Raw genomic sequence first — 22,480 nt, forward strand, 5'->3', positions numbered from 1 at the left:
GTATTGTGGCAAAAGTTAGGAGGGAGTGCTACATGAAGGGCAATATTGGTCGCGATGGACGTAAAAAAGGCTGCCGAAGCAGCCTTTTTATCAACATCGTGATCCTTAGTGGATACCGAGTTTCTTCTCAAGATAGTGGATGTTAGCCCCACCGTGTTGGAAGTTTTCGTCAGCCATGATGTCTTGTTGAAGCGGCACGTTGGTCTTGATGCCGTCAATGATCATCTCGCTCAGGGCATTGCGCATACGTGCAATCGCGACGTCACGGTTCTCACCGTAAGTGATCAGTTTGCCGATCATCGAATCGTAGTGTGGCGGAACGGTGTAGCCCGCATAGATGTGCGACTCCCAACGTACGCCCATGCCACCCGGTGGGTGGAAACGGTCGATTTTACCCGGACAAGGCAAGAAGCGAACTGGATCTTCGGCGTTAATACGGCACTCGACCGCGTGGCCTTTGATCTTGATGTCATCTTGGGTGAACGACAGTGGCTGACCCGCAGCAATGCGAAGCTGCTCTTTGATCAGATCCACACCCGTCACCATTTCCGTCACAGGGTGTTCAACCTGAATACGGGTGTTCATTTCAATGAAGTAGAACTCACCGTTTTCGTACAAGAACTCAAACGTACCGGCACCGCGGTAACCGATTTCGAGACAAGCACGGGTACAACGCTCACCGATGTACTTGCGCATCTCTTCGGTAATGCCCGGTGCTGGCGCTTCTTCGACCACTTTCTGGTGGCGACGCTGCATCGAACAGTCACGCTCACCCAGGTGGATCGCGCCGCCTTGGCCGTCAGCCAAGACCTGCACTTCAATGTGACGCGGGTTTTCTAGGAATTTCTCCATGTACACCATGTCATTGTTGAAGGCCGCTTTCGCTTCCGCACGGGTCATTGCAATCGCTTCGATCAAATCGGCTTCATTACGTACCACACGCATACCACGACCGCCGCCGCCACCAGAGGCTTTGATGATCACGGGGTAGCCGATACGTTTTGCGAAGGCTTTGTTCTTCACTTCATCATCGTCCAGTGGGCCGTCAGAGCCCGGAACACACGGTACACCGGCTTTTTTCATTGCCGAGATTGCCGCGACTTTGTCACCCATGATGCGGATGGTTTCCGCTTTCGGGCCAACAAAAATGAAGCCAGAACGTTCTACTTGCTCAGCAAAATCGGCATTTTCAGACAAGAAACCGTAACCCGGGTGGATAGCCACCGCGCCTGTGATTTCTGCTGCACTGATGATGCGAGGAATATTCAGGTAGCTTTCGGTACTTTTCGCCGGACCGATACAGATCGATTCATCGGCCAGCAGTACGTGTTTCAAATCGCGATCGGCAGTGGAGTGTACCGCGACCGTCTTGATCCCGAGCTCTTTGCAGGCACGCAGAATGCGCAGCGCAATTTCGCCTCGGTTCGCAATGACAATTTTATCTAACATAACTCGTCCTGGTTATTCGATGATGACTAGCGGCTGGTCGAATTCAACGGCATCGCCGTCTTCTGCAAGGATCGCAACGACCTTACCGGATTTATCCGCTTCGATTTGGTTCATCATCTTCATCGCTTCAACGATACACAGGGTATCGCCTGCGTTTACCGATTGGCCGATTTCAACAAAGGCTTTTGCTTCTGGGCTTGGCGCACGGTAGAAGCTGCCCACCATTGGTGACAGTACCTGGTGACCAGCCGGTTGTGCTGGTGCCGCTGCTACTGTTTCTGCAACAGGCGCCGGAGTGGGTGCTGGCGCAGTTACTTGTGCTGCAACGGGGGCAGGCGCCGCATACATTTGTTGTGCGACTGCCGTCGTCGGGTTACGGCTGATGCGTACGGATTCTTCACCTTCTGAAATTTCCAGCTCAGCAATACCCGATTCTTCTACTAGCTCAATCAGTTTTTTGATTTTACGAATATCCATTTACTTTTCTCTTATTCTGTTCAGTTGGCGTCTGCATGCAAGCGGTTAACGGCTGCTTGCAGGGCGAATACATAACCATCGGGCCCCAGTCCACAAATCACCCCCACCGCTTTATCGGAGAGGTAAGAATGGTGACGGAAGGGCTCACGGGCATGGACGTTAGATAAGTGCACTTCAATAAACGGGATGTTTACCCCCAGCAAGGCATCGCGGATCGCGACGCTGGTATGGGTAAAAGCCGCGGGATTGATGATAATGAAATCCACCTTGCCATAGGCATTGTGAATGGCATCAATCAGCACGTGTTCCGCGTTGGATTGAAGGTGATCTAACGTCACACCGAGTTCGGTTGCTTTGGCAGTTAAATGCGTCACGATGTGGTCTAGCGTCTGCTGACCATAGTGTCCGGGCTCACGTAAGCCTAATAAATTCAGGTTCGGGCCATTGATCAATAAAATTCGTTGAACGGTCGACATCTTGACGTTATATCACTCGTTTTAGAGGTTTTACTTTAACAACGTGCAGAAACCTGCAACTTTGCTTCCCTGTGTGCCGTTTTTATCTGCCAAAACATGCTTGAAGTGCAATTATAGAGAATTCAGCGCAAATCGCAGCAAAATACTGGTCTAATCAGCCCTTTTTAATCTGAACAGCTGTACGCCGTTGGATTTGGGCAGTGAATGTTCGCGCGGGCAGAAAAGCGCGTTAATCGCCCACTGTGCGTGGCCTTACGGGGTGAGACAATCTCTTGATGGGATGATTCCGCGGGTTTGTGTGCGGGATCAAAAAAGCCGCCCGAAGGCGGCTTATTGATTGCAAAAATGTGTAAACCGGCGAGAAATCGAGACGGTTATAACACTTTTTGTTTTTCTGCGATCAGCTTGTCGACTACGCTTGGATCCGCCAGCGTTGAGGTATCCCCCAGTGCCGCGGTGTCGCCGGTGGCGATTTTGCGCAGAATACGGCGCATGATTTTGCCTGAACGCGTTTTGGGCAGAGCATCCGTCCAGTGCAGGAAGTCTGGCGTCGCAATCGGGCCGATTTCTTTGCGCACCCAATTTTTCACTTCTTTATGCAGTTCGGCACTTGGGATCTCACCGTCGTTCAGGGTGATGTAGGCATAAATGGCCTGCCCTTTGATGTCGTGCGGGACACCGACAATCGCCGCTTCGGCAATTTTATCGAAGGCCACCAAGGCTGATTCGATTTCCGCCGTCCCCATACGGTGACCGGAAATGTTCAGTACGTCATCGACACGCCCCGTGATCCAGTAGTAACCGTCTTCATCGCGACGGGCACCGTCGCCGGTAAAGTACATGCCTTGGAACGTCGAGAAATACGTTTGCTCAAAGCGGTCGTGATCGCCCCACAGGGTACGCATTTGCCCTGGCCAGGAATCAATCATGACCAAGTTCCCTTCTGTCGCCCCGTCGAGGATGTTCCCCATATTATCAACGATGGCCGGTTGCACCCCAAAGAACGGACGGGTCGCTGAACCCGGTTTCAAGGCAGTAGCGCCCGGCAGCGGCGTGATCAGGATCCCGCCAGTTTCGGTCTGCCACCAGGTATCGACAATCGGACAGCGGCTGTCACCGATGGTGCGGTGGTACCATTCCCACGCTTCTGGGTTGATCGGCTCACCCACCGATCCCATCACGCGCAACGAGGTACGTTGGGTACCTGCGACGGCTTCATCGCCTTTGGCCATCAGGGCACGGATCGCCGTTGGTGCAGTATACAGGATGTTCACTTGGTGTTTGTCGACCACTTCGCTCATGCGGCTGGTGCTTGGGTAGTTGGGCACCCCTTCAAACAACAGGGTGGTGGCGCCATTGGCCAGCGGACCATACACCAAGTAGCTGTGGCCAGTGATCCAACCCACATCCGCCGTACACCAGTACACCTCGCCTTCTTGGTAATCGAACACGTACTTGAACGTCATTGTGGCGTACACCAGATAGCCGCCCGTAGTGTGTAATACGCCTTTCGGCTTGCCGGTTGAGCCCGAGGTATACAGGATGAACAATGGATCTTCGGCGTTCATGGCTTCCGGTTCACAATGTGAAGAGGCCACGGCGGTGGCTTCATGCCACCAGACATCGCGCGCGCTGTGCCATTCGATATCACCGCCGGTACGCTTGAGTACCACGACTTTTTCAACACTGGTGACGGCATCATTGGCCAATGCATCATCGACATTCTTTTTCAATGGCACCGCGCGGCCAGCACGCACGCCTTCATCGGCGGTCACGACCACTTTGGCATTGGAATCAATAATACGTCCTGCCAGTGCTTCCGGTGAGAAACCGCCAAATACGATGGTGTGTACCGCGCCAATACGGGTACAAGCCAGCATGGCGACCGCGGCTTCTGCAACCATCGGCATGTACAGGCAAACCACATCGCCTTTACGTACGCCTTGGCTTTTCAGGGCGTTAGCGAACTGACACACTTGCTCGTGCAGTTCGTTATAAGTCAGGGTGGCGTCATCATTGGGATCATCCCCTTCCCAGATAATGGCGGGTTGATCGCCACGGGTCGCCAGATGGCGGTCAAGGCAGTTGGCCGATACGTTGAGTGTGCCATCGGCAAACCAAGCAATGTTGACGTGTCCGGTATCAAACGAGGTCTGCTTCACTTGGCTAAACGGTTTGATCCAGTCAACGATTTGGCCGTGTTCACGCCAGAAGCCTTCAGGGTTGATCACTGACTGCTGGTACATCTCGCGATATTGTTCGTCGGTCACATGGGCGCTGGCAGCAATGTCCTGATTAACTGGGTACAGATGAACGTCACTCATTTTAATTCTCCTTGTGTTCCGTCATTGTCCGTAGTGGACCGGAATGTCTCGTCTCGTGGGCCGAAATACGTTGTGTGTGATATTAACTTCCGCTAGTTCGCGATGAGTCTCAATTAGACTTTAGGATGAGAGGCGGGCATGTGTGGGGGATTTGCGGCTGTTGCACGGTGGTTGCAGCCAAAAATTTGCACTTTATCGTTGTGGTAGTGCGTTGTTTTGGCTGGAGATAACGGTTCGTCACATTCGATGTTAGCTGCGCAATAATGACAGGGCGGGTCGGTCACCGTGCGTCAGGCGCACATAGATCATGGCTGCCGTGATGGTGTCTTGCAGGGCATCATGGCGTGGTGGCACCGGTAAATCAAGGTGGCGGCTGATCGCTTCTAAACTCAGATCAAAGTACGCATTGGGTAGCTGGCGTTCCAGTTGCTCATGGTAGAGGTGGCTGATCTCCACCAGCTTATTGGGTAGCGGAAAGTCGAAGTGTTGGCGAAAGTAACGGTCAAGAATCGTCTTGTCATAGCGGATATGGTAGCCCACCAACGGCCGATTACCGATAAAGTCCAGCAGCGTGCGCAGGGCGTGTTGGGTGTCGAGGCCGTGCTGCAGATCTTGATGGCGGATCCCATGAATCGCGACGGAATCCCCGTTCAAACTGGCGGGGGCGCGTAACGTTAAATGGATGGACTGGCTAGTCAGGATGCGGTTGGCGCAAATACGGGTCGCAGCAATGGTCACCAGTTCAGCCCGTTGAGGATCTAAGCTGGTGGTTTCACAGTCGAGCGAGACCAATTCTTCTCCGCGATAGCGTTCAAACAGTGAAGCATAGTCCGTGCCACGGTAGCGGCGTTGGTACCACCAGCGTTGTAAGATATTCATCGTTTATGCTCCCTCTAATCCCTGATCTGATAGTGATACCCTAACCAGGCTTTGAATTTCTTCACCACATGCAGACTGTGGCGTAACAAGTCGCGCTCGGCCCGGCTTAATTGGGTGAGATCGAGGTGTTGTTGCAGGCCATCGCCTGAGGTCGCCAATTGCTGGCGTAAACGTAATTTAATAAACAGCTTTAAGGCTTCACTGAGGTTGGAGGCCGTGGCGGGCTCAAGGACTTCTCGCTCGGCCAGTTGTTCAATGCGCACAAAGGTGTTGTTGTCATGAATGTCATACTCCAACGCCAAGGCGCGACATCCATGTACGATGGGGAAAATGCCCCCTTGCTTGATATCCAGTCCGGTTTTACTGGCCTTCAGATGGCCGAACAGGGTCAGCGGTACACTGAAATGCAGAGCTGGCCGTGTGAAGGCACTCAGGCGTTGGGTGTGGGCCGCCATCTGTTGGTGTAATTGCTGCTTGAGGGGTGTGAGCAAGTCGGTATCGCCGGCTACGGCATGGCTGTCCGCCAATATCGCTAATGCCATCAGTGATTGTGCTTGGCCACTGTGCGTCCAATGTGACACGGTGTGTAACCACTCACTTTGCGTTTTCACCCAGTGAGGGTTGTTGACCATCACCTTGCCCGGGCAGAGCGGGTAACCGAGTTGTTGCAAGGTGTGGATCAGGGTGGCCAGCGTGGCGGCTTGTTCTGGCCAGTCTGTGCCATCGGCCACGATCAAGGCATTGTCTTGATCGGTTTTCAGAATTTGCTCGCCCCGTCCTTCCGATCCCATCACCAATAAACAACACGCTGACTGGTACGCCTGTGGTACCACTAAGCGAAATGCTTTTTCGATGATTTGCTCATTGACGGTGGCGATCAGCTCCATCACAAAGCGGGTATGAATGCCGTTATTAAACAGGGTCTCAACCAAGCGGTGCTGGCTGTGGGCGGCAAAGGCCAATTCATCGACGGTTGTCGCTCGGGCAATTTGCAACGTCAGCACATGTGAGTGGGTGGAGAATAAGCTCAGCACTTGGGTCAGGTTGAGCATACCGACCACGTGATCGCCATGCTCAGACACGTGATGTACCGCGACCCGTTTGACCTTGTGGCGGGTCATCGCCAGCATGGCATTAAACAGGTAATCCCCTTGGTTAACACGGATCACCGGCGCGGTTGCTACGGCGCCCACCACACTGTCGTGGGCTCGGTGTTCCAGCATGACTGCATGCAGCAGGTTGGTACGGGTAATGATGCCGTAAGGCTGCCCGTCCCCCGCTTCAACCAAGGCCGCATCCAAGCGTTTCTGCTGTAATTGCTCGGTGGCAGACTGCAACGTGCAATCACGGGGCAGCATCAAACAGGGTTGAATGTTGCTGCTATCAATTTTGGTCAGAATGAATTCGGCTAAGTTTTGTTGCTGTTGGGCGGTGTCGATCCCTTGCTGGCGGCGGGCCAAGTCACTGTCAAAGTAGGCCGCAAACGGGCTGTTGTCGGTATAGAACGACAGAAACAATGCCTTGGGCAGCAGGTAGCACAAGGTGTCTTCCAGTGCGGTATAGCGGTGGCGGCAAGGGGGTGAGAGTAAGGCCTGCACATCAAACAGATCGTCGCGGGTGTAATGAGCCAGCACTTCGGTGCCATCGGCGGTGCGTTCTTCCACGCTGCCTTTAATGATGATCAACAGGTATTCACACTGGGCATCGGCTTCAATCAATGTCTCCCCGTGGCGGAAATACACCACATCCAAGGCATCACGCAGCTGTTGCTGTTGCGTGGGCGTCAGGCAATCAAACGGGGGCAAGGACGTATCAAAAGAGTCAGACATCGCATTCATCTCCGTAATGAGGGGATATGGTGTTCGCCCTCTCGACGGACAGCATGGGGGTGTTATGCATGAGCCGGGTGGGGATGAGAGGCGCTTGCATGCAGTGTCCAGTGTCAGTGGATTGACGGGGTTACGCCAGACGACTTTAGTCTACGTTGCAGGGAAACACGGCGCAGAACCCATTAGGGGGACGGGGGGAATACGGCGGTAAAACGGCAGAAAAAGAGGAAATAATCACAACGGATTATTTCATTGGGACGCTCTATAGTTGCAGGCATAATACGCGCTTTCCGACACTTATCTCCCACAAACTAGGACATGGCATGTTTAGAAGTAGCCCCTATGGATGGACCTCGCAGTACCTGCTCGGTTTTTTCTTCAATTATGGTGTATATCTCCCGTTTTGGGCCTTATGGCTCGCGCATTTAGGGGTAAGCGCCTCGCACATCGGTTTGCTGTTAGGGTTGGGCTTTGGGGTCCGTTGTTTGGCCAACTTGCTGATCACCCCGCGTATCCATAAGGTCGAGCATTTGATCCCCGCGCTGCGTATTTTCGGCGTCGCGGCATTAGTGAGTTGTATTGCCTATATTTTCTGTGGCAGCAATGTGTGGGTATTGGCCGCGATCACCGTGCTTTACAACATGATGATGGGACCGATTGTGCCGCTGTCGGACTCGCTGACGAACTATTACGCCAAAGAAGGCCACCTCGACTATGGTCGTACGCGCCTGTGGGGTTCGATTGCTTTTATTGCGGGCTCGACCGTGGTGGGCTTGTTGGCGGCGGCGTTTGACCCAAGTGTGATCCCGTGGGTGGCGGTCGTGGGTTTGGTCGCCATGCTGCTCTTTACCTTGCGTGCGCCGACCGTGACACCGGTGTCAGCGCCTGACAGCCATGCTCAGGGGCGTCCTGCGTTGTTGCAGATGTTACGTACCCCTGCCGTTTTGCGCTTTTTGACCATCATTGCTCTGCTGCAAGGCAGCCATGCTGCTTATTACAGTTTCAGTGCGATTTACTGGAAAGGGGCCGGTTACAATGAGGATGTGATTGGTTACCTGTGGAGCTTCAGCGTGGTGGCAGAAGTGGCCGTGTTCGCACTCAGTCAGCGTTTGTTTGCCGGCTGGAGTGTGATGGCGATGTTCCGTTTGGCTGCCGTGGGCGTCATGATCCGTTGGGGGGTGACCGCCAGCATGACCGAGTTACCGGTATTGTTCGCGGCACAGGCCCTGCACGGGGTGACGTTTGCTGCCGCGCACTTAGCGACGATCCGGTATATCCAACAAGCACAAAGCAACCAGATGGTGGCATTACAAGCCTTGTATAACGCCTTGCCGATGGGCGCTTTCATGGCGTTAATGACCGCATTGAGCGGTTGGTTATACGGCATGTGGGGCGGCGATGTGTTCTGGTTGATGGCGGTCATGGGTGTGCCTGCATTGTTTATGAACATTGAATCGACGGCATCAGCCCGAAAGGCGGCCTCACCGCAAGGCTAACTTGCAGACTGACCAACAAGAAAAACTGTGATCCCTCAGATTGGTGCGTGCCAGTGGTTTGGTTACACTGGTGCGCACAATCTGTTAACAATCATTAGGGATGACGCATGGCACAGGGATGGATGGTCGTGCTGGTAACATTGGCCTACCTCGGGCTACTGTTCTGGATCGCGTGGTATGGCGACCGCAAAACACACTGGATGGCCCGTTGGCGGCCATGGATTTACAGCCTGTCGATAGCCGTGTACTGCACCTCGTGGACCTTCTATGGCACCGTGGGGCAAGCCAGTCGGGATCTCTGGTCTTTCCTGCCTATCTATGTCGCTCCTATTCTCGTCTTTACCTTGGGTTGGCGCCTGCTGGCCCGTCTTATCTTGATCGCCAAGCGCGAACATATCACCTCGATTGCGGATTTCATTGCTGCTCGTTATGGCAAATCACAAGGGTTGGCCGTGACGGTTACCCTGATCGCGGTGATTGGCATTCTGCCCTATATCGCGTTGCAACTGCGTGGGATCACCATGGGGTTGACACAAATCGCACCTTCTCTGGGAGAAAGCATTGGCGGGGAAAGTCTCGGGCTGTTTGGTGCCGGACAGACTGATCTCGCTTGGCTGGTGACGGGGGCGCTGGCGGTGTTCACCGTGTTGTTCGGCACCCGCCACATCGATACCACCGAGCACCACCGCGGCATGATGATGGCGGTCGCGTTTGAGTCACTGGTGAAACTGGCGGCGTTCATGATTGTCGGCCTGTTTGCGTTGTATTTACTGTGGGATCACAGCGTTATCGACAGCGTGGTTTTTAGCGAATGGCAGCCTGCGTCGCCCCATTGGGGCAGTTTACTGATCCACACCTTGTTCACGATGGCGGCGATCATCTGTTTGCCGCGTCAGTTCCACACCACGATTGTGGAAAATGAGCAGGCGCAAGATCTACACCGAGCGCGTTGGGTGTTCCCCGGTTATTTGGTGTTGATGGGGATCTTCGTGTTGCCATTGGCGTTAGCAGGGCAATTTTTATTGCCACAGGTCGCCGCCGATACCTATGTCATCAACTTGCCGTTACAGCAAGGGGCGGAGGGGATCGCGTTGCTGGCATATCTGGGCGGTACGTCGGCGGCCAGTGGCATGGTGATTGTCTCGACCATTGCGTTAGCCATCATGGTCTCCAATGATTTGGTGTTGCCGTTATTGCTGCGTCGAATGCGGATGTCAGGGCGCAAGTTCAGTGCCTTTTCTGGTTTACTGCTGACGGTACGACGCGGTCTGATTTTGCTCTTGTTGTTGGCGGCATGGGGGTTCTATCACGTTTTGGGTGAAATCCCGTCCTTGTCGGCGATTGGCTTATTGTCCTTTGCGGCGATTGCCCAATTTTCCCCGGCGTTGATCGGTGGCATTTACTGGCGAGAGGGGAACCGCAAAGGGGTATACGCCGGGTTGTCTGGCGGGATCACGATTTGGGCCATCACCATGATGGGGCAGACCCAGATGTTGGCCGGTACCAGTGAAACCAATGTGTTGCTGTGGTTGTTGACGCCGCCCCCGTGGCCGCTGCTGGGGGCGCTATCGAGTGTCGATTGGGGCATGCTGTTGAGCTTGCTGGTGAACACCGGATTGTATATTGGCGTGTCGTTGCTGACGCGTTCCTCGCTGACCGAGCGGTTACAAGCCGCCTCGTTTGTTGGGGCACCGTTGCCGGAAAGCGGCGATGGCGATGCCAGCTTATACCAGACCCGCGTGACCGTGGCCGAGTTGGAAATGCTGGCTGCCCGTTTTGTCGGGCGTCAACGGGTACGCCAAGCCTTTCGGTTGTACAGCGAACAATATGGGGATCAGAGTGCAGACCCGCATCAGGGCTTATCGCCCGAGCAGCAAGCTCCCTCCAGTTTGATCCGCCACACCGAACGGGTGTTGGCGGGAGTATTCGGTGCCTCATCGGCCCGTTTGGTGCTGACCTCGGCATTGCAGGGACGCAAGATGCAACTGGAAGAGGTTGCCACCATTGTCGATGAAGCCTCGGAATTGTTTGATTTCAGTCGCGGCTTATTACAAGGGGCGATTGAGCACATCAGTCAGGGGATTGCCGTGGTGGATAAACAATTGCGGCTGGTAGCATGGAACCAACGGTATTTGGAGTTGTTTACCTTTCCGCCGGGGCTGATCCAAGTGGGCCGGCCCATTGCCGAGGTGATCCGCCATAATGCCGAACTGGGGCTGTGTGGCCCTGGCGATCCAGAGGCGCACGTGGCCAAGCGGGTTGAACACCTCAAAATTGGCACCGCCCATACGTCGTCGCGCATTCGTCAGGATGGACAAGTTATCGAGGTACAGGGCAACCCCATGCCGGGGGGCGGGTTTGTCATGAGCTTTACCGATATCACCCAATTTCGCCATGCCGAGCAGGCGCTCAAAGAAGCCAATGAGACCTTGGAAGAGCGGGTGCGCAAGCGGACGAGTGAGTTGGAAGCCCTGAACCGCAAATTGGTGGTAGCCACCCAGCATGCAGAACAGCAAGCACATTCCAAAAGCCGCTTTTTGGCCGCGGTCAGTCATGACTTGATGCAGCCGCTCAATGCCGCGCGTTTGTTCTCGTCAACACTTTCGGAAGTGACCAAAGATGCCGAGAGTGCGCAGTTAGCCCATCATATTGAAAGTGCGTTGGGAGCGGCAGAAGAGTTGATTGGTGACTTGCTGGATGTGTCCCGTTTAGAAGCGGGTAAATTGCAGATCAATGTGCGCGCGTTTGCGATCAGCGACGTGCTGGAGACCCTGAGTGCGGAGTTTGGCGCGATTGCGCGTCAGCAAGGGATCACCTTTGACGTGGTACACAGTGATGCGGTGATCCATTCTGATCCCAAATTACTCCGTCGGGCGTTGCAGAACTTTTTGACCAATGCGTTTCGCTATAACCCGCAGGGGAAAGTGGTGTTGGGGGTACGCCGTCAGGGAGATCAGATACAGATTGAAGTGTGGGATAACGGCCCCGGTATTCCGGCATCGAAACAAGCCCACATTTTTGATGAGTTTACCCGTATCGAGAACAGCGGCAGTGAGCACGGCTTAGGACTGGGCTTGGCGATAGCGCGCGGGATCAGCCGCGTGCTGGATCATCCGTTGTCACTGCGGTCATGGCCGGGTGACGGCACGGTGTTTGCGCTTGCTGTCCGGCGCGGGGTGAAAGTGGCGGTGCAGGCCGCCCCTGTGGCAGAAGAGCGCGCCGCCCCGTTAGCGGGTGTGCGCGTGCTGTGCGTGGATAACGAGCCTGACATTTTGTTGGGAATGGACACGTTGCTGGGGCGCTGGGGCTGTGAAATCCGCTTAGCCGAAACCGTGGTGGCGGCCATGCAGCAACTCAATGATGGCTGGCAGCCGGACTTTGTCTTGAGTGACTACCATTTAGCGAACGGGCAAACCGGCCTGCAAGTGTTGCAGCAGTGCAGTTTACGGTTGGGGAAAACCTTCTGCGGCGCGGTGATCAGCGCTGATCGCACCGACGAGACCCGTAAAACCATTGAAGGGCACGGGTTCACGTTCATCAGCAAGCCCGTCAAACCGTTGAAACTGCGCACCTTGTTGACGCAGTCGAGAAAAACGTCGACGGTGTAATCGATACTTGCAGGGTAGAAAAAAATCGCGATCGCTCCCTTCGGTCGCTTAATAAAAACGGCGCCTTCGGGCGCCGTTTTGTCGTTAGGAGGTGTGTTGGAATATGTTTTTAGTGTCGAGTGTCGAGTGTCGAGTTTCTCGTTACGAGTATCTAGGAACGAGGATCTCGCTGCTCGATACTGACGATTAGTGATCGTGTGCTTCGCCAGCGCCTTTCGGGTAACGAATCGACTCCACCATCTCTTGGACATCTTCAGGCACTTCTGCGGTGAACTTGTTCACAACAATCGAGACGACAAAGTTCAGACACATACCGAGCGTACCGATGCCTTCTGGGCTGATACCGAACCACCAGTTTTCTGGTGTGCTCGCGGCTGGGTTAATGAACTTGAAGTAGATGATGTAGGTTGCAGTGAAGGCAATACCGGTGATCATCCCTGCAATCGCGCCTTCTTTGTTCATCTTCTTATAGAAGATCCCCAGAATAATGGCCGGGAAGAACGAGGCTGCTGCCAGACCGAAGGAGAATGCGACCACCTGTGCCACAAAGCCCGGTGGATTGATCCCGAGGTAACCAGCCCCGACAATCGCCACAGCAGCACCGATACGGGCAGCCAGCAGTTCTTGTTTGTCGGTCATGTTTGGGCGGAAACCTTTCTTCAGTAAGTCATGTGAGATAGAGGTGGATATCACGAGGAGCAGACCGGCTGCCGTTGACAGGGCTGCCGCTAAGCCACCCGCTGCCAGCAGGGCAACGACCCAGTTAGGTAGGCTTGCCAACTCTGGGCTTGCCAGTACGATGATGTCACGGTTGATGTCCATCTCGTTACGCTCATCGCCAGAGTAGAACATTTTGCCGTCGTTGTTTTTATCTTCCCATGTAACCAGACCGGTTTTTTCCCAGTTCGTCACCCAGCTTGGGGCTTGTTCTGCGGCGACACCTTTCATGTCTGGCCCGTTAATGGTTTCAATCATGTTGACGCGGGCAAACGCGGCCACAGACGGTGCGGTGGTGTACAGCAGAGAGATGAACAGCAGTGCCCAACCAGCAGAGATACGGGCATCTTTTACGCGTGGCACGGTGAAGAAGCGAATGATAACGTGAGGCAGACCTGCCGTACCGACCATGAGTGCGGCACAGATGAAGAACACATCCACCATACTTTTCGAGCCGTCGGTGTAGGCGGTGAAGCCGAGTTCTGTGGTTAAGCCATCGAGTTTATCCAGGACATAGGTTTCTGAGCCGCTGACGGTAGAGCCGAGGCCAATTTGTGGCACCGGGTTACCGGTGATCATGATAGAGGTGAAAATCGCAGGAACCAGGAAAGCAAAAATGAGGACACAGAATTGAGCTACCTGGGTGTAGGTGATCCCTTTCATGCCGCCCAAGACCGCGTAGAAGAACACGATACCCATCCCGATGATGATACCCATGTTGATGTCCACTTCGAGGAAGCGGGCAAACACCACGCCGACACCACGCATTTGACCGGCCACGTAAGTGAACGAGACGAAGATGGCACAGAACACGGCCACCATACGGGCAGTTTTGGAGTAGTAACGCTCCCCGATGAAATCCGGCACGGTAAACTGGCCGAACTTACGCAGGTAAGGGGCAAGACAGAGTGCAAGGAGCACGTAGCCACCGGTCCAGCCCATGAGGTACACACCACCATCGTAACCGATGAAAGAGATGATACCGGCCATTGAAATGAACGATGCGGCTGACATCCAATCCGCGGCGGTTGCCATCCCATTGGCAATCGGGTGAACACCGCCACCAGCGACGTAAAACTCACTGGTGGAACCGGCGCGCGCCCAGATGGCGATACCGATGTAGACGGCAAACGTGATGCCCACCAAGATAAATGTCCAAGTTTGGATTTCCATGACTCTCTCCCTTAGTCTTCCTGTACGTTGTACTTACGGTCAAGCGCATTCATACGTACCACGTAGACAAAGATCAGCGCGACAAACGTGTAAATGGAACCTTGTTGTGAGAACCAGAAGCCCAGCTTAAAGCCCCCGAACTGAATGTTGTTGAGCGCATCGACAAACATAATGCCGGCGCCGTAAGACACGAGAAACCAGATGGCCAGTAGCGAGCTCATCGTGGCGAGGTTTTCTTTCCAGTAGGCTTGTGCCTGCTCCTTGGATTCAAACGCCATTGTTATCTCCTTTCATGTCGTCACTTTCTACGTTAATGAAATGTTACGAGATGACAATAGCAACGTTTGCCGCGTGGCACAGTCCAACTTTAGTCGAGCGGAGAACGACAAAATCGCCGTTCTGGCGGCGATTTTGTGAGTTTGAGCAGGGATTGGGGTCTATACGGAAAAAGCCGTCTTAGCCAAAGGTCTATATGGCGATAGGTATTTTTTGCATTTTTTATTGCGGCGTGAGATCCATTTGTTGCAGCAAGATCACCGCTTGGGTGCGGTTCTTTACCCCTAATTTGCGAAAAATCGCGGTCATATGGGCTTTGATGGTGGCTTCCGACACATTGAGCTCATAGGCGATTTGTTTATTGAGCAACCCGTCAGAGAGCATGCTCAATACCTTGTATTGTTGCGGGGTGAGGGCGGCAATGCGTTCGGTGAGGGCGTGATAGTCGTCATCGACCTCACCCAGTCCGTCCGGGAACACCGGTTCGCCATCGAGCACTTGGTTTAACGAGTGGATCAGGGCCCGCATGTCGCTGGATTTGGGGATGAACCCAAACGCGCCGTGGCTGCGTACTTGACGGATCACGTTGGTTTCTTCGCTGGCAGAAATGACCACGATGGGTAAATCGGGGTATTGGCTGCGCAGCTGGATCAGGCCAGACATGCCGTTGGCACCGGGCATCTTCAGATCAAGCAGGAGTAAGTCGACCTCGGGATCTTTTTCCAGCAAGGTCAGTAAGCTGGTGAGGGAGTCTGCTTCAAGCAGCGTGGCTCCGCTGATGGCCATGTGCACTGATTGAAACAGCGCATTACGGAACAACGGGTGGTCGTCGGCAATAACGATGGTGTAGTGAGCGTCCATGTGCAGATACATCTAGTTGTTTTTTACCACGCTATCACCTGACCAAAAAGAGATCAATTCGTTAACACGCAAGATCTGCGGTTGATCAGATCTGGGTAGAATCTATTGCAAATGACGCTGGGGGAGACGTTGATTTGGTGAGGAAAAAGTATAAAGCTGCACGCTCACTGACCGCCTGTTGCCAATAAAAAAAGCGTCTGAGGAGTCAGACGCTTTTTTGTCTCTGGCCGATTAAGGGGCCAGATCAAGGCGGCGGTGGCGTGTAGAGCTGATGATCCCGAAGGTGAGCGAGGAAAGGCGCCGCCTTAGTGAAGCCGGTCAGGCGGGCGCGTTCAAGGCGGTTGCCCTCAGCATCCCAGAAATCGATCGTCGGCAGGCCGAGCACATCCATATCTTGTAGCAGCTCGAAATCGGTGCGGGTGTTGGCGGTGACATCCGCTTGCAACAGGACGAAGTGATCCAACTGCTGCGCCACCTCGGGGTCGTGAAACGTGTGCTCATCAAATTCCTTACATGCCACGCACCAGTCGGCGTAGAAATCGAGCATCACCGGTTTGCCATCAGCGCGGGCGTCTTCCAAGGCGATCGCCAAATCATCAATATTCTCGATACGCTTGAAGGTCACGCTCACGGTAGGGGAGGCGGCCGATGTGTCGACCAGCTGGTGGTAAATCGGCACGGCAGAGGCAAACATGCCTAAAAACGCCACCACACCCAGTGCGGTACTGTGCCACGTGCGGAGTGGAGCTTTCTGATCTAACCGTGTTTTGGCTTGGCCGGTTTTACGTTGTTGTGCCTTATCGATCTGCATCCTCACATAATACAGCCAGCCAAAGGTGGCGATCCCTAAACAGCCCCACAGCAGTGGCATGACGTGTGCAGGCAGGATGCGCTCGAGCAGAAACAGCGGCACGGCAAGCAAGACAAAGCCAAACACGGTTTTGACGTGTGTCATCCATTGTCCCGCTTGCGGCAGCAGCTTGTTACCAAACATGGCCGCCAACATCAGTGGGATCCCCATGCCGATCGCTAAGGCGTACAAGGCCACGGCGCCCGTCAGTAAGTCCCCACTTTGCGCGACGTAGATCAGCGCGCCAGAGAGCGGGGCGGTGGTGCAGGGAGAGCAGACTAAACCGGAAATTGCCCCCATTACAAAGACCCCGCCACGGTGGCCCCCTTGTTGTTGGTTGCTAAGACCATTGAGCCAGGTCTGTATGCGGCTGGGCAGTTGCAGGGTATAAACGCCAAACATCGACAGCGCTAACAACACGAACAGGCCGCTGAGGCCGATCAGGATGTACGGATGCTGCATCGCGGCTTGAAATTGCATGCCCGCCGAAGCAACCACTAACCCCAAAACGGTGTAGGTCAGCGCCATGCCCTGTACGTACGTGAAAGCCAAGCCAAAGGCACGGCGGTGGCTGAGTTGCCCGTTGCCCAACACGATGCCGCTTAAGATGGGGTACATGGGGAGCACGCACGGTGTGAAAGCCAACCCGATACCTAGCGCCAAGAACAGCAACGGTGTCCACCATTGCTCGGCAAGCCCTGCTGCCAGTTGATCTTGTTGGGTTGTGGGAGTTGATGCCGTGGGGGAGACCGTGTTATTCCCCGTCACAGTGGTTGCAAGAAAGTGAGTGGTCACTTCGATTGTTTGGCTTGTTATGTCTGCGTTAGAGCCGGACGATTGAACGATTGAGGGCGTTGGAGAGAGGCTGAAGGCCTGTGCGGGCAGACTGGTGAGTAGCCAGCCTGTACTCAGTAGCCAAGCTATAGCGAATAGCCAGCCTTTGCAGGATAAGGGAATCAAAGTGCGGCCAAGGCCGCGCGGTGCAAAGCGGAAAAGGGTCATCAAATAGGGCTCACCATCGCGTGTCAGTTTATTCACTATACCCTTTCAAACCGCCTTGAGCAGTGTTCTGTTTCAGTCCATGTCAGCGAGTGGGCGCTGCTTCACGAGACTGTCGCGCATGAAATCGATGAACTGGCGAACGTGGGCGGGAATGTAGCCCATGCCCTGATACAGCATATAGATCGGCCGAGGCGGTGACTGCCAGCCGTCCATCATGGTGGCGAGCTGACCATTTTTCAGCGCATCGTCCACCACATAATTTGGCAGGCTGGCAATGCCTAAGCTGTGGATCGCGGCTTGTTTGACGCTGTTGAGATCGGCAATCGCCATTTTGACCGGCGAGTTGATCCACAGTATTTCATCGGGATGTTTGGCGTCATCACAAGTGAGTGCCCACTCAAACTCTGGCACGCTGGCTAAGCGGGCATGATGGTTGAGATCGTCCGGGTGGGTCGGCTCACCACATTGTGCTAAATAGGCCGGGCTGGCGACCAAAATACGTTGGGATTCGCCAATTTTCGCGGCGGCGAAACTGGAGTCTGGTTGTTGGCCGACCCGAAACACCACATCGTATTGTTCAGGGTTGTAATCGTGGTGCTGGTTCGACAAATGGGTCAGCGACAAGGTGATCTCCGGGTGCTGAGCCAAAAACTGATTAAACAACGGCATGAGCTGATAGGTGAGCAACCCGACCGGTGCCGAGATGCGTAAGGCCCCACGCGGCTGGCTGTGGCTGTTGTCATGCAGCTCGGTGGTGGCCGCTTCCAGTTGTTCCAATAATGGCTGGCAGCGTTCGTAGTAATCGTGCCCGAGCGGGGTCAGGGCCACATTGCGGCTGTCGCGGATCACCAACTGGCTGCCCAGCGTATCTTCCAGTCGCTGCAAGCGGCGGCTGAGGGTTGCAGGGGGGATGTCGAGTGCATCGGCGGCGGCGCGGAAACTGCCGTGTTGAGCTATCGCAATCAGGGTGCGCAGGTCGTCTAATTTCATACCATTTTTGCATCGCTGCATAACGCTTTTACCTCTATCGTTCAGCGTTCCCAAGGGCTACTATACTTGGGCAGGCTGCCTGTCTGGCCTGCTCTGTAGCAAAAAAGAGACATGATGCCGGTGACCGTGTTGGGATTAACACATTACCGGATAGGATAGAAACGATGGGAATCCGTTTTTATCCACTGTCTTCGCCCTAGGATGGGGCGGAGACATTTATTTCACCTATTCTTCTGACGTCCGAGTCACTCCGTTTCAGTCGTTCATCCCTTGAACCCCATCGCGTGTATTCTTCTTTATCTTCGTCGTTTTTTCTTTGATGTATCTGCGTATTCAGTCAATGTATTTTGCCAACCCGTGGCAGCGCGTTGTCGATCCCGAAAATCGGGGGGAGGCAATGCGGTATTATCGCTGTATGATGCGTCGTGTACGGCTTTAGCATGCAAGTATTTACTGACCTGTTAGGCTTTTATTATCAAGCTTTGACAGTGTTGATGCCTGATATTGAATGCCCTGATAGCCAGCTTGATATCGCCTCTGTTTTCTTGCGCTTACCTGACCCTTACACGGATACAAAAAAGGCTGCCCAAGGGCAGCCTTTTTGATGCTAGGAGCTGATGATTACAGCACCATGCCGCCCACGATGAAACCAAGGATAACCGAGGTTGAAATCGTGACCACGCCTGGAATGAAGAACGGGTGGTTGAAGACCAAGTTACCGATACGGGTTGAACCGGTGTCATCCATCTCAACGGCTGCAAGCAGTGTTGGGTAAGTTGGTAGTACGAACAGCGCACTCACTGCCGCGAAAGACGCGATAGCCGTTAGCGGTGCCACACCAATCGCCAATGCCGCAGGCATCAATGCTGTGGTGGTTGCACCTTGTGAGTACAGCAGCATAGACGCAAAGAACAGAACCAGTGCCAGCATCCATGGGTAGTCGCTCAATAGCTCGCCAGCCACTTCTTTGATGCCATCAACGTGACCGTTCACGAACGTTGTACCTAGCCAAGCCACACCCAACACACACACACACGCTGTCATACCAGAACGGAATGTTGGTGCCGACGGGATTTTCGCCGCATCAATACCGGTAGTGAACACGATAGCCGCCGCCGCTGCCAGCATGAAGGTCATGATAGCTTCGTTACGGCCAAGCGCAGGATTGGTGATAAGACCGACTGAATCAGAAATAGCCGCGGCGTAGCCCACCACAATGATGATGGCGGTCAAGAAAATGAACGTCGCTTTTTTCGCGGATGCAGGGATTTCACGCTTGGTCGAGCCTTGCAGCTTGATCAGGCCTTTTGCTAGGCGCTCTTGGTAAACCGGATCATCTTTCAGTTCACAGCCTAGGAAGTTCGCCACAAAGGCACCGACCATACAGGCAACAAACGTGGTAGGGATACAGATAGCAAGCAACGTTAAGTAGCCTACTCCGAGCGGTTCAAGAAGGCCTGAGAAGAAGACAACCGCTGCGGAGATAGGCGAAGCTGTGATCGCAATTTGTGACGCTACCACGGCAATAGACAGTGGACGAGAAGGACGGATGCCTTGCTCTTTAGCAACTTCAGCGATAACGGGAAGCGTTGAAAACGCCGTGTGACCCGTACCGGCCATCAAGGTCATTAGGTACGTCACAATCGGGGCGTAAAACGTAATGTGTTTCGGGTTTTTACGCAGGAAGTTTTCGGCCAGTTCTACCAGCCAATCCATACCACCGGCCACTTGCATCGCTGCAATTGCGGTGATCACGGACATGATGATCAAAATAACGTCGATAGGGATGTAGCTCTGGCTTGTCGGCATGCCCAAGATTAGGGAAAGCACGATCACACCGGCACCACCGGCCAAACCAATACCAATACCGCCAATACGCGCACCCAAATAGATAAACGCGAGAACGACTAAAAGTTCAATACCAACCATAAGATTGTCCTGTCTGAAGAGTTAAAAGTGTCAAAAATGTTAAAAGGGGAATCTGTCGCAAAAAAAAGGCGGATCTTCATCCTGAAAATCCGCCGAGCTTTGGGTTACTAATTAGTTGTAACGTTGAGCTTTGTATTCTGGGTGCATCAAGTTCTGCACAGAGAAGATGTCATCTAGCTGCTCTTCAGTCAGTAGACCGCGCTCTAGGACAACTTCACGTACGCTCTTACCGGTTTCAGCACAGATCTTACCAACGATGTCGCCTTCGTGGTGACCGATGAACGGGTTCAAGTAAGTTACGATACCGATAGAGTTGAACACGAAGTATTCACACACTTCTTTGTTCACTGTGATGCCGTCGATACACTTGTCACGCAGGTTCACACACGCGTTTTTCAGTAGGTCGATAGACTCAAACAGTGCCTGACCAATCACTGGCTCCATCACGTTCAACTGAAGCTGACCTGCTTCTGCTGCGAAAGTGATAGTGGTGTCGTTACCGATCACTTTGAAACACACTTGGTTAACCACTTCTGGGATTACTGGATTAACTTTAGCAGGCATGATTGAAGAGCCCGCTTGCATTTCAGGTAGGTTCAATTCGTTGAAGCCAGCGCGTGGGCCTGAAGACAGTAGACGAAGGTCATTACAAATCTTAGACAGTTTCACGGCAGTACGCTTCAGTGCACCGTGTACCATCACGTAAGCACCACAGTCAGACGTTGCTTCAATCAAGTCTTCTGCAGGTACACATGGTAGGCCTGTTACTTCAGCAAGACGCTGAACCGCAAGCTCTTGGTAACCGGTTGCTGCGTTTAGGCCCGTACCGATAGCGGTTGCACCTAGGTTAACTTCCAGTAGTAGCTGTGCGGTGTACTGAAGGTTTTTGATTTCTTCTTTTAGCAAGATAGCGAAGGCACGGAACTCTTGACCAACCGTCATTGGTACCGCGTCTTGAAGCTGGGTACGGCCCATTTTCAGGATGCCACCAAATTCAACGCCTTTTGCGTCAAACGCTTCTTGTAGGTAAGCCAACGCGTCAAGCATTTGCATGATGCTGTTGTATACCGCAACACGGAAACCGGTTGGGTAAGCACAGTTCGTTGACTGTGACTTGTTCACGTGGTCGTTCGGGTTAACGATGTCGTATTCGCCTTTTTCCTTGCCCATAAGCTCAAGTGCAAGGTTAGCGATCACTTCGTTCGCGTTCATGTTAACAGACGTGCCCGCGCCACCCTGATAAACATCAGAAGGGAACTGATCCATGCACTTGCCTGTTTCAAGGATCACATCACACGCTTTGATGATGTATTCGCCCACTTCTGAAGGGATAGCGCCTAGCTCTTTGTTCGCCATTGCTGCAGCTTTCTTTGTGAAAACCATGCCGCGAACAAATTCTGGCACGTCAGAAATTGTCGTTTGAGAGATGTTGAAGTTTTCAACGGCACGTAGCGTGTGCACACCCCAGTAAGCGTCAGCAGGAACGTGACGTTCACCAAGAAGATCTTCTTCGATACGGGTTGCAACGTTGTTTAGCATTGCTTCATTTTGTTCTAAATCAATCATCTGAGACATGAGGAGAGCCTTAGGGGAATCTGCTAATTAAATTCAAATATTGAGCCAATTCTTACACTTTAGAATCCATTCCGCAGAGATTTTGGCTAGATGATCGTACCTGACATCTATAATCTGAAGCCGATAATACTCCCCTTTAGGGGTAAAAACATAACCCAGATCACTTTTTGAATCTGACTGAAAACATTTGCATTGTAATGCGATATGGCTCACAAAAACTGTTAACAGTAGCACGTGATTATATGATGAAAAATGACCAAATATAACAAAATGTGAAATTTCTGTTTATAAGGGTAGAAAGAGAATCGTCGCAATGCGTATTGCGCATTGTCAGAGAAAGATTGAAATCATCAGCGGGATCCCCATATAGAAGACAGGTAAGCCTGCCCCACGCGGTATGCGGGATGAAACAGGAGTGTGCGCGATAGCCATTGCTGGCAGAAAGCAACGTTTATACCCAAGCTGCTTCACAAATTGAGGGAGAAAACGTGTTGCTTGTGCGTGTAATCCGGACAATACAGAGGACGTCAATACACCGTGGTGTGCGCGACGGCAAAAGTGACCGATCA

The 22,480-nt window shown here is 53.4% G+C and carries 15 protein-coding genes and 1 pseudogene; 3 read left to right on the top strand and 13 right to left on the bottom strand.

Features of this window, described 5'->3' with window-relative positions:
* Positions 1-105 precede the first annotated feature (105 nt).
* The 6 genes from accC to L4C36_RS13980 all read right to left on the bottom strand — a co-directional run bounded on the left by accC (position 106) and on the right by L4C36_RS13980 (position 7,434).
* The gene (gene accC, locus L4C36_RS13955; protein ID WP_428478409.1) at positions 106-1,449 is read right to left on the bottom strand and encodes an acetyl-CoA carboxylase biotin carboxylase subunit; all 1,344 of its coding nucleotides are present in this window, start codon (positions 1,447-1,449) and stop codon (positions 106-108) included.
* 12 nt (positions 1,450-1,461) lie between these two features.
* The gene (gene accB, locus L4C36_RS13960; RefSeq protein WP_428478410.1) at positions 1,462-1,926 is read right to left on the bottom strand and encodes an acetyl-CoA carboxylase biotin carboxyl carrier protein; all 465 of its coding nucleotides are present in this window, start codon (positions 1,924-1,926) and stop codon (positions 1,462-1,464) included.
* Between the two features lie 20 nt (positions 1,927-1,946).
* Complete coding sequence (aroQ, locus tag L4C36_RS13965) at positions 1,947-2,402, bottom strand: type II 3-dehydroquinate dehydratase (RefSeq protein WP_428478411.1); 456 nt, start codon at positions 2,400-2,402, stop codon at positions 1,947-1,949.
* A gap of 374 nt (positions 2,403-2,776) precedes the next feature.
* Entirely contained in the window at positions 2,777-4,726 is a 1,950-nt protein-coding gene (gene acs, locus L4C36_RS13970) for an acetate--CoA ligase (RefSeq protein ID WP_428478412.1), read from the bottom strand.
* A 249-nt stretch (positions 4,727-4,975) separates the two neighbouring features.
* Positions 4,976-5,605, bottom strand: a complete 630-nt coding sequence (locus tag L4C36_RS13975) for a 3'-5' exonuclease (protein WP_428478413.1) — start codon at positions 5,603-5,605, stop codon at positions 4,976-4,978.
* A gap of 14 nt (positions 5,606-5,619) precedes the next feature.
* Positions 5,620-7,434 (bottom strand): DUF294 nucleotidyltransferase-like domain-containing protein, encoded by a 1,815-nt coding sequence (locus L4C36_RS13980; protein WP_428478414.1) that lies wholly within the window; start codon positions 7,432-7,434, stop codon positions 5,620-5,622.
* Between the two features lie 323 nt (positions 7,435-7,757).
* Between L4C36_RS13980 and L4C36_RS13985 the strand changes: the two genes are divergently transcribed.
* Both L4C36_RS13985 and L4C36_RS13990 read left to right on the top strand, forming a co-directional pair.
* Positions 7,758-8,930: a 3-phenylpropionate MFS transporter gene (locus tag L4C36_RS13985; protein ID WP_428478415.1), complete on the top strand. Its 1,173-nt coding sequence runs from the start codon at positions 7,758-7,760 to the stop codon at positions 8,928-8,930.
* A 107-nt stretch (positions 8,931-9,037) separates the two neighbouring features.
* On the top strand, positions 9,038-12,538 hold the full coding sequence (locus tag L4C36_RS13990; protein WP_428478416.1) for a PAS domain-containing hybrid sensor histidine kinase/response regulator: 3,501 nt from the start codon (positions 9,038-9,040) through the stop codon (positions 12,536-12,538).
* Positions 12,539-12,724: 186 nt separating this feature from the next.
* Here L4C36_RS13990 and L4C36_RS13995 read toward each other — a convergent pair whose 3' ends face one another.
* From L4C36_RS13995 to L4C36_RS14015, 5 genes and pseudogenes are all read right to left on the bottom strand, one after another.
* Positions 12,725-14,428 (bottom strand): sodium:solute symporter family protein, encoded by a 1,704-nt coding sequence (locus tag L4C36_RS13995; protein ID WP_428478417.1) that lies wholly within the window; start codon positions 14,426-14,428, stop codon positions 12,725-12,727.
* A gap of 11 nt (positions 14,429-14,439) precedes the next feature.
* A complete protein-coding gene (locus L4C36_RS14000) occupies positions 14,440-14,706 on the bottom strand; it encodes a DUF4212 domain-containing protein (RefSeq protein ID WP_428478418.1) in 267 nt (88 codons plus the stop codon).
* 220 nt (positions 14,707-14,926) lie between these two features.
* Entirely contained in the window at positions 14,927-15,565 is a 639-nt protein-coding gene (locus L4C36_RS14005) for a response regulator (protein ID WP_428478419.1), read from the bottom strand.
* A gap of 244 nt (positions 15,566-15,809) precedes the next feature.
* Positions 15,810-17,144 (bottom strand): annotated as a pseudogene (locus L4C36_RS14010) (protein-disulfide reductase DsbD); the annotation flags it as partial.
* A 345-nt stretch (positions 17,145-17,489) separates the two neighbouring features.
* Complete coding sequence (locus L4C36_RS14015; RefSeq protein ID WP_428478420.1) at positions 17,490-18,407, bottom strand: LysR family transcriptional regulator; 918 nt, start codon at positions 18,405-18,407, stop codon at positions 17,490-17,492.
* Positions 18,408-18,847: 440 nt separating this feature from the next.
* Between L4C36_RS14015 and L4C36_RS14020 the strand changes: the two genes are divergently transcribed.
* A complete protein-coding gene (locus L4C36_RS14020; RefSeq protein WP_428478421.1) occupies positions 18,848-19,012 on the top strand; it encodes a hypothetical protein in 165 nt (54 codons plus the stop codon).
* Positions 19,013-19,028: 16 nt separating this feature from the next.
* On the opposite strand, the gene L4C36_RS14025 is transcribed toward L4C36_RS14020, so the two are convergent.
* Together L4C36_RS14025 and aspA are read right to left on the bottom strand one after the other, a co-directional pair.
* On the bottom strand, positions 19,029-20,336 hold the full coding sequence (locus tag L4C36_RS14025; protein WP_428478422.1) for an anaerobic C4-dicarboxylate transporter: 1,308 nt from the start codon (positions 20,334-20,336) through the stop codon (positions 19,029-19,031).
* Between the two features lie 111 nt (positions 20,337-20,447).
* A complete protein-coding gene (aspA, locus tag L4C36_RS14030; protein ID WP_428478423.1) occupies positions 20,448-21,911 on the bottom strand; it encodes an aspartate ammonia-lyase in 1,464 nt (487 codons plus the stop codon).
* Between the last annotated feature and the right edge of the window lie 569 nt (positions 21,912-22,480).

It is taken from the genome of Photobacterium japonica (genome assembly GCF_050337005.1).
Lineage (GTDB): Bacteria > Pseudomonadota > Gammaproteobacteria > Enterobacterales > Vibrionaceae > Photobacterium > Photobacterium japonica.